Raw genomic sequence first — 15,267 nt, forward strand, 5'->3', positions numbered from 1 at the left:
TGACATTTTCTGGAAATGAGCCAGAATAGAGAGAGATTCGCACAAATTACAGGCATGTGCCTGTTCGTAACTCATGGAGTGCCTACGTTGTGCGTTGCGTCGAGTTGGCACCCGGGTGTCCAATGATCGTCATGTGCTCACGCTGATTCGAAACGGCCTGAGGAACGCTCCGGTAACTGCTTTCGTTTCAGCTTGTAGCGGAACTCACGCGGAGAGGGATCATGTACAACGATTCTCTATTCAACGCTTTCGCTCGGTCGTTCGAGGCGAGAAGCCAGCACGACATGTCGATGGCGGAATATCTGGAATCGTGTCGAAGCGATCCCATGAAATACGCGAACGCGGCCGAACGACTCCTAGCGGCGATCGGTGAGCCCCAGACGATTGACACGGCCAAGGACCCACGCCTTGGCCGTATTTTTTTGAACCGCACCATCCGCACCTATCCGGCCTTCGCCGGCTTCTACGGCATGGAAGAAACCATCGAGCGCATCGTCGGTTTCTTCCGCCACGCGGCGCAAGGTCTCGAGGAGCGCAAGCAGATCCTCTACCTGCTCGGCCCGGTCGGCGGCGGCAAGTCCTCGCTCGCCGAGCGACTCAAGTCGCTGATGGAAGTGCAGCCGATCTACGTGCTCAAGGCCGGCGACGAGCTCTCGCCGGTGTTCGAGAGCCCGCTCAGCCTGTTCGATCCCGATCAGCTCGGTCCGATGCTGGAGGAGAAGTACGGCATTCCGCGCCGTCGCCTCACCGGCCTGATGAGCCCGTGGTGCTACAAGCGGCTCGAAGCGTTCGGCGGCGACATTTCGCAGTTCCGGGTCGCCAAGATCCAGCCGTCGCGGCTGCGCCAGATCGCGATCGCCAAGACCGAGCCCGGTGACGAGAACAACCAGGACATCTCTTCGCTGGTCGGCAAGGTCGACATCCGCAAGCTCGAGACCTACGCCCAGAACGATCCCGACGCCTACAGCTATTCCGGCGGCCTCAACCGCGCCAACCAGGGCGTGCTCGAGTTCGTCGAGATGTTCAAGGCGCCGATCAAGATGCTGCACCCGTTGCTGACCGCAACCCAGGAAGGCAATTATATCGGTACCGAGAACATCGGCGCGATCCCGTTCACCGGCATCATCCTGGCGCACTCGAACGAAGCCGAGTGGGCGAGCTTCAAGGCCAACAAGAACAACGAAGCCTTCATCGACCGCATCTGCGTCATCAAGGTGCCCTACTGCCTCAGGGTCACCGAGGAGCAGAAGATCTACGAGAAGCTGATCCAGGGCTCCGAGCTCGCCTCGGCTCCTTGCGCGCCGTCGACGCTGGAGACGCTGGCGCGGTTCTCGGTGATGTCGCGCCTGCGCAAGCATGAGAACTCCACCCTGTTCGGCAAGATGCGGGTCTACGACGGCGAGAGCCTGAAGGAATCCGATCCGAAGGCGCGCAGCGTCCAGGAATATCGCGACGCCGCCGGTGTCGACGAGGGCATGGACGGCGTCTCGACCCGTTTCGCCTTCAAGATCCTGGCCGCCACCTTCAACCACGATCCGCAGGAGGTGGCCGCCGACGCCGTGCATCTGATGTACGCGCTCGAGCAGGCGATCCGCCGCGAGCAGCTGCCCGAGGAGACCGAGAAGCGTTATCTCGAATTCATCAAGGCGGATTTGGCGCCGCGTTATGCCGAGTTCATCGGCAACGAGATCCAGAAGGCCTATCTCGAATCCTACTCGGATTACGGGCAGAACCTGTTCGATCGCTACGTCGACTATGCCGACGCCTGGATCGAGGACCAGGACTTCAAGGATCCCGACACCGGCCAGCTGCTCGATCGCGAGCTTTTGAACCAGGAGCTGACGAAAATCGAGAAGCCGGCGGGCATCGCCAACCCCAAGGACTTCCGCAACGAGGTCGTCAAATTCTCGTTACGGTCGCGGGCCCAGAACGGCGGCAAGAATCCGACCTGGACCTCCTACGAGAAGATTCGCGATGTGATCGAAAAGCGGATATTCTCCCAGGTCGAGGACCTGCTTCCGGTCATCTCCTTCGGGTCGAAGAAGGACGGCGAGACGGAGAAGAAGCACGGCGAGTTCGTCGCACGCATGGTGGAGCGCGGCTATACCGAACGTCAGGTTCGCCGGCTCGTCGAATGGTACATGCGCGTGAAGCAGGCCGGTTGAGGCGGATGGGAGGCGAATGGTAAAGTGCCCATTCACATTATTGACAGGCGCCTGAATCCAGGCGGCAAGAGTCTTGAGAACCGCCAGCGGTTCTTGCGTCGGGCCAAGTCCCTGGTGCAGGGCGCCGTCAAGAAGACCTCGCAGGAACGCGACATCAAGGACGTCCTGGAGGGTGGTGAGGTCACGATCCCGCTCGACGGCATGCACGAGCCGCGTTTCCGCCGTGAAGGCGGGACGCGCGACATGGTGCTGCCCGGCAACAAGAAGTTCATCGAAGGCGACTATCTGCAGCGCTCCGGCCAGGGCAGCGCCAAGGATTCTGGCCCCGGCGAAGGCGACAGCGAGGACGCCTTCCGCTTCGTGCTGAGCCGCGACGAGTTCGTCGATCTGTTCCTCGACGACCTCGAGCTGCCGGATCTCGCCAAGCGCAAGATCGCGCAGACCGAGAGCGAAGGCATCCAGCGCGCCGGCTACACCATGACCGGCTCGCCCGCCAACATCTCGGTGAGCCGGACCGTGAAGCTCGCGCTCGCCCGCCGCATCGCGCTGAAGCGTCCGCGCAAGGACGAGATCGAAGAGCTGGAAGCCGCGATCGCAGCCTGCACGGACGAGGAGGAGCGTGCGGCTCTCGTGGCCCGGCTCGATGCGCTGAAAGCAAAGTCGAAGCGCATCCCCTTCATCGATCCGCTCGACATCCGCTACCGGCGCTTCGAGACGGTGCCCAAGCCCGTCGCGCAGGCCGTGATGTTCTGCCTGATGGACGTCTCCGGCTCGATGTCCGAGCACATGAAGGATCTGGCGAAACGCTTCTACATGCTGCTCTACGTGTTCCTGAAGCGGCGCTACAAGCACGTCGAGATCGTCTTCATCCGCCACACCGACCGTGCCGAGGAGGTCGACGAGCAGACCTTCTTCTACGGTCCGGCCTCGGGCGGCACGCTGGTCTCCAGCGCGCTGCAGGCGATGCACGAGATCGTGCGCGAGCGCTTCAACCCGTCGGACTGGAACATCTACGCCGCGCAGGCTTCCGACGGCGACAATTCCTATTCCGACGGCGAGCTCACGGGGCTCCTCTTGACCGAGAAGATCCTGCCGGTCTGCCAGTTCTTCGCCTATCTCGAGGTCGGCGAGGCCGGCGGCAGCGCCTTCGATCTCTCCGACTCCTCGCTCTGGAGCCTCTACGAACGCCTGCGCAACAGCGGCGCACCGCTCTCGATGCGCAAGGTCTCGGAGCGCAGCGAGATCTTTCCGGTATTCCACGATCTGTTCCAGCGCCGCGACACTGCCCAGGAGAAGGCCGCTCCATGACGGAACGTTTGTTCGAAGGCGCCGATTGGGATTTCCGCACCTTGCAGCGCATCACCGATGCCTGCGAGGAGGTGGCGTTGAAGGATCTCGGTCTCGACGTCTATCCGAACCAGATCGAGGTCATCACCGCCGAGCAGATGCTGGACGCCTATTCGTCGGTCGGCATGCCCTTGTTCTACAAGCACTGGTCGTTCGGCAAGCACTTCGCGTTCCATGAGGCCTCCTACCGCAAGGGCCTGATGGGGCTCGCCTATGAGATCGTCATCAACTCCTCGCCCTGCATCTCCTATCTGATGGAGGAGAACACGGCGACGATGCAGACACTGGTGATCGCGCACGCCGCCTTCGGCCACAACCATTTCTTCAAGAACAATTATCTGTTCAAGCAGTGGACCGATGCCGACGGCATCCTGGACTATCTCGACTTCGCCAAGAACTACGTCATGCAGTGCGAGGATCGCTACGGCCGCATCGAGGTCGAGCGCACGCTCGATGCCGCGCACGCGCTGATGTCGCACGGCATCGACCGTTATCCCGGCAAGAAGAAGCTCGACCTGCGCGCCGAGGAGAAGCGGGCAGGGCGCCGGCGCCAGCACGAGGAGGAGGTCTTCAACGATCTCTGGCGCACGGTGCCGAAGGGCGCCGCCAAGAGCCGGTCCACGCTCAGCATCGAGCGCCGCCGCAAGCTGCTCGGCCTGCCGCAGGAGAATTTGCTCTATTTCCTGGAGAAGAGCGCGCCGCGGCTGGCGCCCTGGCAGCGCGAGCTGCTCCGCATCGTCCGCCACATCGCGCAATATTTCTATCCGCAGAGCCAGACCAAGGTCATGAACGAGGGGACGGCGACCTACGTCCACTATCGCATCATGACCAAGCTGCACGAGCAGGGTCGCATCAGCGACGGCAACTTCCTGGAATTCCTGGGGTCGCACACCAACGTGGTGTTCCAGCCCGAGTTCGACGACCCGCGCTTCTCCGGCTTCAACCCCTACGCGCTCGGCTTTGCGGTGATGCAGGACATCGAGCGCATCGTCACCAATCCGGAAGACGAGGACCGCGAGTGGTTCCCCGACATCGCCGGCAAGAACGACGTCATGGGTGTGCTGCGCGACGTCTGGGCCAATTACCGCGACGAAAGCTTCATCGGCCAGTTCCTGAGCCCCAAATTGATGCGGCACTTCCGCATGTTCCACCTGCACGATGATCCCGAGGAGCGTGCCGGCATCCGCGTCGATGCCATCCACGACGAGCGCGGCTTCCGCCGCGTCCGCCGCGAGCTGGCGCGGCAGCACGATGTCGGCTTCATCGACGCCAATATCGAGGTGGTCGACGTCGATCTCTCCGGCGACCGCCGCCTGATCCTGCATCACCACGTCATCAAGGGCTCGCAGCTCAACGAGACCGACGCCAAGCGCGTGCTGCAGCACCTGGCCGACCTCTGGACCTACGACGTCGCGCTGATCGAGGTCGACGCCAACGATAAGGTTTTGCGCGAATACGTCGTCAGCCCGCGCCCGATCCCCGCCGCAGTGGCGTGAGGCTGTCTCCTCTTTTGAAGTGAAGCTCGCGCGCCGAAGACGGTGCGCTCCCTCCCCTGCTTGCGGGGGAGGGCTGGGGAGAGGGTGTCTCCGCAGTGGGGCTCCCCCAGAGGAGAGAGCCCTCTCCCGGCGCTACGCGCCGACCTCTCCCGCAAGCGGGAGAGGTTAGAGCCAGTCCGCGGCTGGCATTGCGATCAACGTGAACCCATGAAATTTCTACGCCGGCCGTTTCTTCCCCGGCTTCGCCTTGCTTGCATTCAGCTCCACCGCCGCGCGGATCAGCGCCTTCAACGCCTTCTCGTTGACCTTTTCGCCCTCGCGGATGTCGATCGCCCGGCGCACGTTTCCGTCGAGGCTGGAATTGAAGAGACCTGCGGGATCGGCCAGCGCCGCGCCCTTGGCGAAGGTCAGCTTCACCACCTCCTTGTAGGTCTCGCCGGTGCAGATGATGCCGTCGTGCTCCCACACGGGAACGCCGCGCCATTTCCACGCCTCGACGACGTCAGGATTGGCTTCCCTGATCAGGCCGCGGACGCGGGCGAGCATCGCGCCGCGCCAGTCGCCGAGCTCCCTGATCCGGCCGTCGATCAGCTTCGATGGCGAAGCGTTGCCTGCTTCCTTCGCGCTGCTCGTCTTCGCCGCCACGGGCTTCTTCATCATGGCCTCGCTCACGCGTTGCTGCGGCCGCGATAAGGCAGCGCGAACAGATACAGCCCGGTCGCAAGCAGCGGAATCAGCGGCACCAGCGCCAGCAAGCCGATCCACACGGCCTGGACCTGCATCGTCATCGCCACGATGTTGGCGATGACGGCGAGCGTGAATGCCATCGACAGCCAGCGGTGAATTTGCCGAATCCACATCTGCGTGCTCATTGGGGACCTCCTGTTGAATTGATCGAAATGGACGCCGGCGGAGCTAGCTCGCCCGCGCCAGCAAATCGTCCAGCTTGGCCAGGAACTGCTTCCAGCCGGCATGCGCGCCGCCGAACGCCTGCTTCTGCGTCGGGCGGAAGCCCGCCTGCTCGACGCGCAGATGCGTGCCCGCGCCGGTCGGCGTCAGCGTGAAGGTGACGATGCTTTTCAGATCGAAGGCGGCGTCCTCATGCGAGAAATTCCAGGTGTAGGCCAGCGACTTCTGCGGCTCGATGGTGAGCACCTCGCAATCCAGCACGCCGCCCCATTCGCCGCGCAGATTGAAGCGATGGCCGACGACCGGCTTGAAGTCGTTCTTCATCAGCCATTCCTCGATCAGATGCGGCTGCGTCAGCGCGCGCCAGAGCCGCTCGGCCGGATAAGCAAATTCGCGCTCGATCACGACGGAGCGCGTCTCGGCGGGTTCGTTCATTGGTCCATCCTCTTCAGGAGATCGTCGAGAGCGTCGAGCCTTTTCTGCCAGAACCCGGCCATCTGGCCGGTCCAGTCGATCAGCGGATTGAGCGCACCGGGCTGCGCGCTGTAATGGGTCTGCCTTCCTTCATGGCGGTCGCGCACCAGGCCCGCCTGCTTCAACGCGCCGAGATGTTTCGACACCGCCGGCTGCGACACGCCGGATCGCGCCGTCAGCGCCCCGACCGTCTGCTCCCCCTCCCGGCACAGCCGTTCGAAGATCGCCCGCCGGGTCGGGTCGGCGAGCGTCCTGAACAGGAGGTCGGGGGTGGAGGGCATGCGGGATCCATAACTGGAAAGTTATGGTTTAATTCATAACTGTGGAGTTATAGGTGAGTCAAGTGCGACGGGAGGATACAGCGACGGCCGGCGCAGCCCTCTCCCCGTCATTGCGAGGAGCCCTTGCGACGAAGCAATCCAGAGTCCCTCCGCGGAAGGATTCTGGATTGCTTCGCTGCGCTCGCAATGACGGCGAATGTGGCGGCGCCGTGCCCCGCCTACGGCCGCAAATACAAATACCCCTGCGATTGCAGCTCGGCCAACCGGACCACGCCGCCCTTCTCGGCGTTGACGAAACCCGGCAGCAGCTCGTTGAGCGTCACGTTCTGCGCTTTCATCGTGTTGCCGCAGGCGGCGAGCTCGACGCCGCCCTTGGAGAAGTCGCCGACGCGCTTGCTGACATCGGGATTGGCCTGCGCCGAGTGAAACGCCTTCAGCGCCGGGCCGTGGATCACCAGCGCGATCGTCACATGCTCGGGGCCGCCGACGCCGTCGATGTGGTTCTGGATGTTGCCGAGCACGAAATTGACCTTCTCGGCATCGCTGAGGTGGTAGACCACCTTCAGCTTGGCGCCGGTGCCCGCGTCCGTTGCGGCTTTCGCGCTGGAGGCGCCGAGCGCTGCACCCAGTGCCGAGATGGCGCTCCACAAGATGTTCCGGCGGTTCATGGCGATTTCCTTCGACGAGACCAAATTTGCCGAAGGCATATCACTTGTGGCGTAGCGCCGCGAGTTCCTTGCGGTCGGTCACAAGCGAAGCGCATTCGCTGTTGTCGGTGCGGTCGAGGCGGAAGATCTTGTCGTCGGCGCCGGCCGTCAGCGAATGCTCGGCATCGTCGTCCGGCTTGTTGTTCTGCCAGACGCGCACCCGTTCGAGCCGGACGATCGCCGACTTGTCGTCCTTGGAGAGCGCAACGCCGATGCCGCCGCCCTCGCAGTCGACGCCGCAGCCGAGCCGCACCTCGTTGCCGGCCTTGGTGAACACGGCGTGGTTGCACGAGCCGCTGGAGTCGAAATCGCCGCTGCGATGACGGTACCTGAAGCCGAGGCGGAAGGAGTGGTGGAGCTCCTTGTCCTCCTTGTCGAGTTCCGCCGACATCAGCAGCTTCATCGAAGCGACCTTCTGCTTCGGGTGCCGCGCCAGATGGTCGGCATCGTAGCGGCGGACGAAGCAGGCATAGGCCTTGTTGCCGGGGGCGCCCGCATACACGCGCGTATTGAACGTCTCTGCCTCGGCCTTGCTGGCCTCGCGAATATCGTCGCCGTCCTCGGCCCGGGCAGTGCCGATGAATGCAGCCAGGGCGAGCGGAAGGACAAGGGCAAGCTTCATGATCGCACCGAGCGCGTGATGGGCATTGGCCCGCCATCGGCGGGCCGGTCTGTCATTGGTCGCAGGCGCGGTGGAGCGCGTTCAACCGCCGCACGTCGGTCGATGTCGGGCAGCGGCAACGGCGCGCCTTAGTCACCACTCCAATCGAGAAGGTTCAACGGGTGCGACGACTTGATTCTTCGGAACCCGACGCCGGTGCTTGCTGCGACATTGTCTCGGTTCGTCAATGTGGTAGCCTTCACAGACGACCGCCTTTGGCAGTCGTAGGCTGGGGCTGCCTTGTAAGTTTGTGGAGTCCCCGCATGGGTGAAATTCGCAACTTCAGACCCGGAAATCCCGATGAGCTGCCGCCGCACAGCGGACTGCCTCGTCGTCTCGCCGCGATCATCGTCGGTGACATCGCCTCCTACAGCCGGTTGATGCAGGCCGACGAGGAAGGCACGCATGCCCGCGTCAAGCGGATCGAGCGCGACATCATCCAGCCCAGCATTATCGAGCACCATGGAAGTCTGGTGAAGACGACCGGCGACGGCTTCATCGCCATTTTCGACAGTCCCGTCGAGGCCGTTCGATGCAGCATCGTCATCCAGCAGAATCTCGTCGGTCGCAACGCCTCGATTCCCAAGCATTCCCGGCTCGAATATCGGATTGGCGTCAATCTCGGTGACGTCATCGTGGAGCCGGACGACATCTATGGTGACGGCGTCAACATCGCTACGCGTATCGAGGGCATCGCAGAGCCGGGGCAGGTCTACATATCCGGCGCGATCTACGAGCAGATCAAGCACAAGATCGTGTGCGGTTATGAGTCGCTCGGCGACCGCAAGGTCAAGAACATCACAGATCCCGTGCGCGTCTATCGCGTGCTGCCGGATGCAGATGCCGTCGGCAAGACGCGAAGCCGGCGCGAAAACGTCCTGCTCTCTCTTCTGATCACGGCATTGCTGGTGATTGCCGGCTACGTGCTTTGGTACGTGCTGGTGCAGCACCGCAACCAGGTGGGGCAACAGGCTGCCGCTCCCCCGATCGCGGCGCCGTTGGCTTCGCCGACGCCGCAATCCGTTCCGTCGTTACCGAGCCCGGCAGCACCGGCGCCACAAGCCGCACCCGCGGGTTCTCCGGTGCCCACAACGGTGCCATCGCCCGCAGCATCGCCTTCACCGTCTCCGGCATCCAGTCCGTCGGTGACGCCGGTCCGGGAACCCGAGATGATCGCCATTCGCGGCGGCAGCTTCGCCATGGGAAGCAACGACGATCCGACCGAGCGTCCCGTCCACCAGGTCACGATCAAGCCGTTCTCGATCGGAAAATATCCGGTCACGGTGCGGGAGTGGAACGAATGCGCGGCCGCGAAGGCGTGCTCCTTCACGGCCACCGGCAAGGACGACGCGCCGGTCAGCAATGTGAGCTGGACTGACGCGCAGCAATATGTGGCGTATCTCTCCAAGGCGACGAAGAAGCCGTACCGGCTTCCGAGCGAGGCCGAATGGGAATACGCGGCGCGCGGCGGTACGCAGACAAAGTATTGGTGGGGCGACAAGCTCCAGCCTGGCATGGCCGGATGCAAGGATTGCGGCGACCTCGCGGCCGAGCAGCCGGCGAAGGTTGGCAGCTTCAAGCCCAATCCCTTCGGGCTCCACGACATGGGCGGCGGCGTCGACCAGTGGGTCGAGGATTGCTGGCACAAGAATTATCAGGGTGCACCGGCCGACGGTTCGGCATGGACCGGCGGCGACTGCTCATCGCACGTCCTGCGCTCGGGCTCCTGGAAGAACGATTCGAGATACGTGCGGCCGTCCAACCGCGATGGCTATGATACCAACGTCCGTTACCCCACGCATGGATTCCGTGTCGCGCTCACTCCTTGAGGCTGGAGGAGGTTTGATGAAAATCATTCGCTGCGCCGCGCTGGCGGCGGCACTTGCATTGCTTCCAGTCGTTTTGCTGTCAGTCGTTTTGCTGCCAAGCCGTGCTTACTCCCAGGGCAAAACCGCTCCCAAAGACGCAAAGCTCTATTTCATCACCCCGCAGGACGGGCAGAAGATCCGAGGTGGGTTCTGGGTCCGGTTCGGCCTGCGCAACATGGGCGTGACGCATGCCGGCGATGACTACCAGAACGCCGGTCATCATCATCTGCTGGTCGACGTCAACGAGCCCATCGATATCAAGGAACCGATCCCGCAGGACAAGTCCCATCTGCATTTCGGGGCAGGGCAAACCGAAACGTTTCTCGAGCTTCCGCCCGGCACGCACACGCTGCAACTGGTGCTGGGCGATGCGAAGCACTACCCGTTCGATCCGCCCGTCGTGTCTGACAAGATCACCGTCCGAGTCAGGCAGCCCGTTCCGGTCCGGCGCCGTTGATCACCGCAGGCTGGCGTTGATCTTGTCCAGCACCGCCGAGCCCGGGCAGAGCGTGTCCGCCTCCAGCGCGTTGAGCGGGGTCTCGACCGTGTTGAGATGCTCGTGCAGGTCGTCGGCATCGGGGTCGACGTACAGAAGGCCGGTGACGATCTGACCCTTGGCGGCGTGCCGCGCGAGGAAGGTCTGGGCGCCGAGACGGTCATGCGGATCGTAGTCGGCGTCGATCTTGCGCAGCGCGATCTTGCTGCCGTCGTGCTGCTCGACCACCTGCACGGTGCCAGGCGCGTAGTCCACCGCGATCGGGTCGCGGCCGACCAGCACGTCGAGCCGGTTCACGGCGTCGTTGTGCTCGCGGACATAATCGAAGCTCTTGGTCGAGCCGGCATGGTTGTTGAAGGCGATGCAGGGGCTGATGACGTCGATGAAGGACGCGCCCTTGTGGCCGATCGCAGCGGCGATCAGCGGCACCAGCTGGCTCTTGTCGCCCGAGAACGAGCGCGCCACGAAGGTGGCCCCTAACTGCAGCGCGATCGCGACGAGGTCGATGGCGTTGTCGGTGTTGGTGACGCCCTTCTTGCTCTTCGAGCCGCGGTCGGCGGTCGCCGAGAACTGGCCCTTGGTCAGGCCGTAAACGCCGTTGTTCTCGACGATGTAGGTCATGTTGACGCCGCGCCGGATCGAATGCGCGAACTGGCCGAAGCCGATCGAGGCGGAATCGCCGTCGCCGGAGACGCCGAGATAGATCAGATCGCGGTTGGCGAGGTTGGCGCCGGTGAGCACGGATGGCATGCGGCCGTGCACGGAGTTGAAGCCGTGCGAATTGCCGAGGAAATAGTCCGGCGTCTTCGACGAGCAGCCGATGCCGGAGATCTTTGCCACCCGATGCGGCTCGATCGACAGCTCGTAGCACGCTTCGATGATCGAAGCCGTGATCGAATCGTGACCGCAGCCGGCGCACAGGGTCGAGATCTTGCCCTCGTAATCGCGATGCGTGTAGCCGAGCGCGTTCTTCTTCAGGCCGGGATGGTGGAATTTCGGTTTTGCGATGTAGGTCATGACCGTTTCTCTCTGCTCCCTTGCCGCAATCCGACGTCTCCTTGGACGCGGCCGGGCTGTCGCAACCGCACTCCGTCATTGCGAGCCAACGGGTCCGCGCGGAGCGCGGCCCGATGACAGGCTCCGCGAAGCAATCCAGAGTCTTTCCACGGAGGCAGTCTGGATTGCTTCGCTGCGCTCGCAATGACGATGTGGATGCAGTCTGCCATCATGACACGGCCTTGCGGAGCGGGGTCACCTTGAGGTGGTCCTGGTGGTCGCCAATGGCTTTGGCGATGAAACGGGCGGTGATCGGCGTGCCGTCATAATGCACGATCGGCACCAGACGGACGGGATCGATGCCGTTCTCGTTGACGATGAGCTGTCGGAGCTGGCTGTCGCGGTTCTGCTCGACGACATAGACGAAGTCGTGCTCGGCGAGGAAGCTGGCCACACTCGAATGGAATGGGAAGGCGCGGATGCGCATCCGGTCGAGCTGATGCCCGCGCGCCTCTAAAAGACCGATCGCCTCGTCCATAGCCGGCGAGGTCGAGCCGAAATAGATCACGCCATATTTGGTCGGCCGTTCCGCATTGGCCTGCAGTGGCCGCGGGACGAGGTCCTGCGCCGTTTCGAACTTGCGCACCAGGCGCTGCATGTTGTCGGCGTAGACCGTGCCTTCCTCGGAATAGCGCGCATAGCGGTCGCGCGACGTGCCGCGGGTGAAGTAGGAGCCCTTGGTCGGATGCGTGCCGGGATAGGTGCGGTAGGGAATGCCGTCGCCGTCGACGTCGAGATAGCGGCCGAAGTCGCGGCCCTCCTCCAGCATCTCCGCCGTCATCACCTTGCCGCGGTCATATTGCCTGGCGTCGTCCCACTTCAGCGGGCGGCAGAGCCGGTGGTTCATGCCGATGTCGAGGTCGAGCATCAGGAAGATCGTGGTCTGCAGCCGTTCGGCGAGATCGAAGGCGGCAGCCGCGAACTCGAAAGCTTCGGCAGGGTCCTCGGGGAACAGCAGCACATGCTTGGTGTCGCCATGCGAGGCATAGGCGCAGGCGATGATGTCGCATTGCTGGGTGCGGGTCGGCATGCCCGTGGAGGGGCCGGCGCGCTGGATGTTCATGATCACGGCCGGAATCTCGGCAAAGTACGAGAGGCCGATGAACTCCGTCATCAGCGAGATACCGGGGCCTGATGTCGCGGTGAAGGCGCGGGCGCCGTTCCAGGAGGCGCCGATGACGATGCCGATCGAGGCCAGCTCGTCCTCGCCCTGCACGATCGCGTATTTCGCCTTGCCGGTTTCAGGATCGTGCCGGTACTTCTTGCAATGGGCGGTGAAGGCCTCCGCCACCGAGGATGACGGCGTGATCGGATACCACGCACACACGGTGGCGCCGCCATAGACCGCGCCGAGCGCGGCGGCGCTGTTGCCTTCGATGAAGATGCGGTCGCCGACCTTGTCTGATTTCTTTACCCTGAGCCCGATCGGGCATTTCAGATTCTGCAGCGCCCAGTCGCGGCCGAGATGCAGCGCGTGGACGTTGGAGGACAAGAGCTTCTCCTTGCCCTTGTACTGCTCGCCGATCAGCTGCTCGATCAGCTTGGGGTCCATGTCGAGCAGTGCACTGAGCGCGCCCAAATAGATGATGTTCTTGAACAGCTGGCGCTGGCGCGGATCGGTATAGGTCGAGTTGGTGATCGCGGTCAGCGGCACGCCGATCACGGTGATGTCGTCGCGGAATTTGCTCGACGGCATCGGCTTGGTGGAATCGTAGAATAAATAGCCGCCGGGCTCGATACCGGCGACGTCCTTGTCCCAGGTCTGCGGGTTCATCGCCACCATCAGGTCGACGCCGCCGCGGGCGCCGAGATGGCCTTCTTCCGTCACGCGCACCTCGTACCAGGTCGGCAGGCCCTGGATGTTGGAGGGGAAGATGTTGCGCGGGGACACCGGCACGCCATGACGCAGGATCGCACGCGCGAACATCTCGTTGGCGCTGGCCGAGCCCGAGCCGTTGACGTTGGCGAAGCGGACGACGAAGTCGTTTACGCTGCTGAGCGGCTTTTTGTCGGACATGTCGAACCTGCGTGGGTCATATCGATGAAATATTTCTGCATGTCCCAAGCTCCGGTGGGACAACGCTCGGCGCACAGCCCGCAATGCAGGCAGACATCCTCGTCCTTCACCATCACGCGCCCGGTCTTGAGATCGCTGGACACATAGAGGTCCTGGTCCGGGCGCGGCGAGGGCGCCTTCAGGCGCTGGCGCAGGTCGCTCTCTTCGCCATTGTCAGTGAAGGTGATGCAGTCCATCGGGCAGATATCGGCACAGGCATCGCACTCGATGCAGAGCGAGGTCGAGAACACGGTCTGGACGTCGCAGTTCAGGCAGCGTTCGGCTTCGCCAAGCGCGAGCTTGACGTCGTAGCCGAGCTCGACCTCGGCGCGGATGTCCTTCAGCGCGATCACCTTGTCGCGATGCGGCACCTTGAAGCGCTTGTCGTTGGAGATGTCGTTGTCATAGCTCCATTCGTGGATGCCCATCTTCTGCGAGGAGATTTGCACCTCCGGCAGCGGACGTTCGGTGATGTCCTCGCCCGAGAGCATCTTGTGAATCGACAGCGCGGCGTCATGGCCGTGCGCGACCGCCCAGATGATGTTCTTGGGGCCGAACGCGGCGTCGCCGCCGAAGAACACTTTCGGGTTGGTCGAGGCGAAGGTCTTGGGATCGACCTTGGGCATGTGCCATTTGTCGAACTCGATGCCGCAATCCTGCTCGATCCAGGGGAAGGCGTTCTCCTGTCCGACCGCGACCAGCACGTCATCGCAGGGAATGGTCTGATCGGGATCGCCCGAAGGCACGAGGTTACGGCGGCCTTTGGCGTCGTATTCGGCTTTGACGTGCTGGAAGGTGACGCCGATCAGCTTGCCGGCGACGTGCTTGAAAGCCACCGGGACCATGTAGTTGAGGATCGGGATGTCCTCGTGGAGCGCGTCTTCCTTCTCCCAGGGCGAGGCCTTCATCTCCTCGAAGCCGGAACGCACGACCACCGTGACTTTCTCGCCGCCGAGCCGGCGTGCGGTGCGGCAGCAGTCCATCGCGGTGTTGCCGCCGCCGAGCACGATGACGCGCTTGCCGATCTTGTCGACATGGCCGAACGACACGTTGGCCAGCCATTCGATGCCGATATGGATGTTGCCAGCTGCTTCCTTCCGGCCGGGAATGTCGAGCTCGCGGCCGCGCGGCGCGCCGGAGCCGACGAAGATCGCGTCGTATTTCTCCGCAAGCAGCGCCTTCATGCTGTCGATGCGGTGACCGCCCCTGAACTCGACGCCGAGGTTCAGGATGTAGCCGGTCTCCTCGTCGATCACGGAATTGGGCAGGCGGAATTTCGGAATCTGCGTGCGCATCATGCCGCCGGCTTCCGGGTCGGCATCGAACACGGTGCAGTGATAGCCGAGCGGCGCGAGATCGCGCGCCACCGTCAGCGAAGCAGGACCGCCGCCGACCAGCGCAACGCGCTTGCCGTTGTTCGGGCCGGGCTTCGGCAGTCGCTGCTTGATGTCGTCCTTGAAATCCGCTGCAACGCGCTTGAGGCGGCAGATCGCGACGGGGGTTTCCTCGACGCGTCCGCGCCGGCACGCCGGCTCGCATGGACGGTCGCAGGTGCGTCCCAGGATTCCGGGAAACACGTTCGATTTCCAATTGATCATGTAGGCGTCGCTGTAGCGGCCTTGGGCGATCAGTCGGATGTATTCGGGAACCGGGGTGTGCGCAGGACAGGCCCATTGGCAATCGACCACTTTGTGAAAGTAGTCGGGGGCCGCGATATCGGTCGGTTTCATTCCTACCCTGTCCGCGCAGGC

14 protein-coding genes are annotated in these 15,267 nt (G+C 63.3%); 5 read left to right on the top strand and 9 right to left on the bottom strand.

Annotation, left to right across the window (positions count from 1 at the left end; genetic code table 11):
* The first annotated feature begins 221 nt into the window (after nucleotides 1–221).
* The 3 genes from XI05_RS05935 to XI05_RS05945 are packed head-to-tail and all read left to right on the top strand — an operon-like array spanning nucleotide 222 to nucleotide 5,008.
* A complete protein-coding gene (locus XI05_RS05935) occupies nucleotides 222–2,165 on the top strand; it encodes a PrkA family serine protein kinase (protein WP_025034398.1) in 1,944 nt (647 codons plus the stop codon).
* A 30-nt stretch (nucleotides 2,166–2,195) separates the two neighbouring features.
* Nucleotides 2,196–3,473, top strand: a complete 1,278-nt coding sequence (locus tag XI05_RS05940; protein WP_271500590.1) for a YeaH/YhbH family protein — start codon at nucleotides 2,196–2,198, stop codon at nucleotides 3,471–3,473.
* Nucleotides 3,470–5,008: a SpoVR family protein gene (locus tag XI05_RS05945; protein ID WP_271499673.1), complete on the top strand. Its 1,539-nt coding sequence runs from the start codon at nucleotides 3,470–3,472 to the stop codon at nucleotides 5,006–5,008. Before XI05_RS05940 ends, XI05_RS05945 begins: the two co-directional genes overlap by 4 nt.
* A 216-nt stretch (nucleotides 5,009–5,224) precedes the next feature.
* Here the strand turns inward: XI05_RS05945 and XI05_RS05950 are convergent, their stop codons facing one another.
* The 6 genes from XI05_RS05950 to XI05_RS05975 form a co-directional block, all read right to left on the bottom strand.
* Complete coding sequence (locus XI05_RS05950; protein WP_271500593.1) at nucleotides 5,225–5,665, bottom strand: DUF1801 domain-containing protein; 441 nt, start codon at nucleotides 5,663–5,665, stop codon at nucleotides 5,225–5,227.
* 11 nt (nucleotides 5,666–5,676) lie between these two features.
* Nucleotides 5,677–5,880 (bottom strand): hypothetical protein, encoded by a 204-nt coding sequence (locus XI05_RS05955; RefSeq protein ID WP_271499675.1) that lies wholly within the window; start codon nucleotides 5,878–5,880, stop codon nucleotides 5,677–5,679.
* Nucleotides 5,881–5,923: 43 nt separating this feature from the next.
* A complete protein-coding gene (locus tag XI05_RS05960; RefSeq protein WP_271499678.1) occupies nucleotides 5,924–6,352 on the bottom strand; it encodes an SRPBCC family protein in 429 nt (142 codons plus the stop codon).
* Nucleotides 6,349–6,672, bottom strand: coding sequence for an ArsR/SmtB family transcription factor (locus tag XI05_RS05965; protein ID WP_172786872.1), 324 nt, complete (start codon nucleotides 6,670–6,672; stop codon nucleotides 6,349–6,351). Before XI05_RS05965 ends, XI05_RS05960 begins: the two co-directional genes overlap by 4 nt.
* A gap of 218 nt (nucleotides 6,673–6,890) precedes the next feature.
* Complete coding sequence (locus tag XI05_RS05970) at nucleotides 6,891–7,340, bottom strand: DsrE family protein (RefSeq protein ID WP_271499681.1); 450 nt, start codon at nucleotides 7,338–7,340, stop codon at nucleotides 6,891–6,893.
* 40 nt (nucleotides 7,341–7,380) lie between these two features.
* Nucleotides 7,381–8,001: a hypothetical protein gene (locus XI05_RS05975; protein ID WP_271499684.1), complete on the bottom strand. Its 621-nt coding sequence runs from the start codon at nucleotides 7,999–8,001 to the stop codon at nucleotides 7,381–7,383.
* A 302-nt stretch (nucleotides 8,002–8,303) separates the two neighbouring features.
* On the opposite strand from XI05_RS05975, the gene XI05_RS05980 reads away from it, so the two are divergent.
* Together XI05_RS05980 and XI05_RS05985 are read left to right on the top strand one after the other, a co-directional pair.
* Nucleotides 8,304–9,869: an SUMF1/EgtB/PvdO family nonheme iron enzyme gene (locus XI05_RS05980; protein ID WP_271499687.1), complete on the top strand. Its 1,566-nt coding sequence runs from the start codon at nucleotides 8,304–8,306 to the stop codon at nucleotides 9,867–9,869.
* Between the two features lie 16 nt (nucleotides 9,870–9,885).
* Nucleotides 9,886–10,365 carry a DUF4399 domain-containing protein gene (locus XI05_RS05985; RefSeq protein WP_271499690.1) on the top strand — a complete coding sequence of 160 codons (480 nt, stop codon included), beginning with the start codon at nucleotides 9,886–9,888 and terminating at the stop codon, nucleotides 10,363–10,365.
* Here XI05_RS05985 and XI05_RS05990 read toward each other — a convergent pair whose 3' ends face one another.
* The 3 genes from XI05_RS05990 to XI05_RS06000 form a co-directional block, all read right to left on the bottom strand.
* On the bottom strand, nucleotides 10,366–11,421 hold the full coding sequence (locus XI05_RS05990) for a 2-oxoacid:ferredoxin oxidoreductase subunit beta (protein WP_025034408.1): 1,056 nt from the start codon (nucleotides 11,419–11,421) through the stop codon (nucleotides 10,366–10,368). It lies immediately after the preceding gene.
* 208 nt (nucleotides 11,422–11,629) lie between these two features.
* Nucleotides 11,630–13,477, bottom strand: coding sequence for a 2-oxoacid:acceptor oxidoreductase subunit alpha (locus XI05_RS05995; protein WP_271499693.1), 1,848 nt, complete (start codon nucleotides 13,475–13,477; stop codon nucleotides 11,630–11,632).
* Entirely contained in the window at nucleotides 13,447–15,246 is a 1,800-nt protein-coding gene (locus XI05_RS06000) for an FAD-dependent oxidoreductase (RefSeq protein ID WP_271499696.1), read from the bottom strand. Before XI05_RS06000 ends, XI05_RS05995 begins: the two co-directional genes overlap by 31 nt.
* Nucleotides 15,247–15,267: the final 21 nt, after the last annotated feature.

The organism is Bradyrhizobium sp. CCBAU 11357 (assembly GCF_028128865.1).
In the GTDB taxonomy this organism is placed as follows: Bacteria; Pseudomonadota; Alphaproteobacteria; order Rhizobiales; family Xanthobacteraceae; genus Bradyrhizobium.

Coding starts and splice junctions, on each gene's coding strand:
- XI05_RS05965 (WP_172786872.1), bottom strand. CDS start 6,672: ATGCCCTCCACCCCCGACCTCCTGTTCAGGACGCTCGCCGACCCGACC.
- XI05_RS05970 (WP_271499681.1), bottom strand. CDS start 7,340: ATGAACCGCCGGAACATCTTGTGGAGCGCCATCTCGGCACTGGGTGCA.
- XI05_RS05935 (WP_025034398.1), top strand. CDS start 222: ATGTACAACGATTCTCTATTCAACGCTTTCGCTCGGTCGTTCGAGGCG.
- XI05_RS05960 (WP_271499678.1), bottom strand. CDS start 6,352: ATGAACGAACCCGCCGAGACGCGCTCCGTCGTGATCGAGCGCGAATTT.
- XI05_RS05995 (WP_271499693.1), bottom strand. CDS start 13,477: ATGTCCGACAAAAAGCCGCTCAGCAGCGTAAACGACTTCGTCGTCCGC.
- XI05_RS05975 (WP_271499684.1), bottom strand. CDS start 8,001: ATGAAGCTTGCCCTTGTCCTTCCGCTCGCCCTGGCTGCATTCATCGGC.
- XI05_RS06000 (WP_271499696.1), bottom strand. CDS start 15,246: ATGAAACCGACCGATATCGCGGCCCCCGACTACTTTCACAAAGTGGTC.
- XI05_RS05945 (WP_271499673.1), top strand. CDS start 3,470: ATGACGGAACGTTTGTTCGAAGGCGCCGATTGGGATTTCCGCACCTTG.
- XI05_RS05955 (WP_271499675.1), bottom strand. CDS start 5,880: ATGAGCACGCAGATGTGGATTCGGCAAATTCACCGCTGGCTGTCGATG.
- XI05_RS05980 (WP_271499687.1), top strand. CDS start 8,304: ATGGGTGAAATTCGCAACTTCAGACCCGGAAATCCCGATGAGCTGCCG.
- XI05_RS05985 (WP_271499690.1), top strand. CDS start 9,886: ATGAAAATCATTCGCTGCGCCGCGCTGGCGGCGGCACTTGCATTGCTT.
- XI05_RS05990 (WP_025034408.1), bottom strand. CDS start 11,421: ATGACCTACATCGCAAAACCGAAATTCCACCATCCCGGCCTGAAGAAG.
- XI05_RS05950 (WP_271500593.1), bottom strand. CDS start 5,665: ATGAAGAAGCCCGTGGCGGCGAAGACGAGCAGCGCGAAGGAAGCAGGC.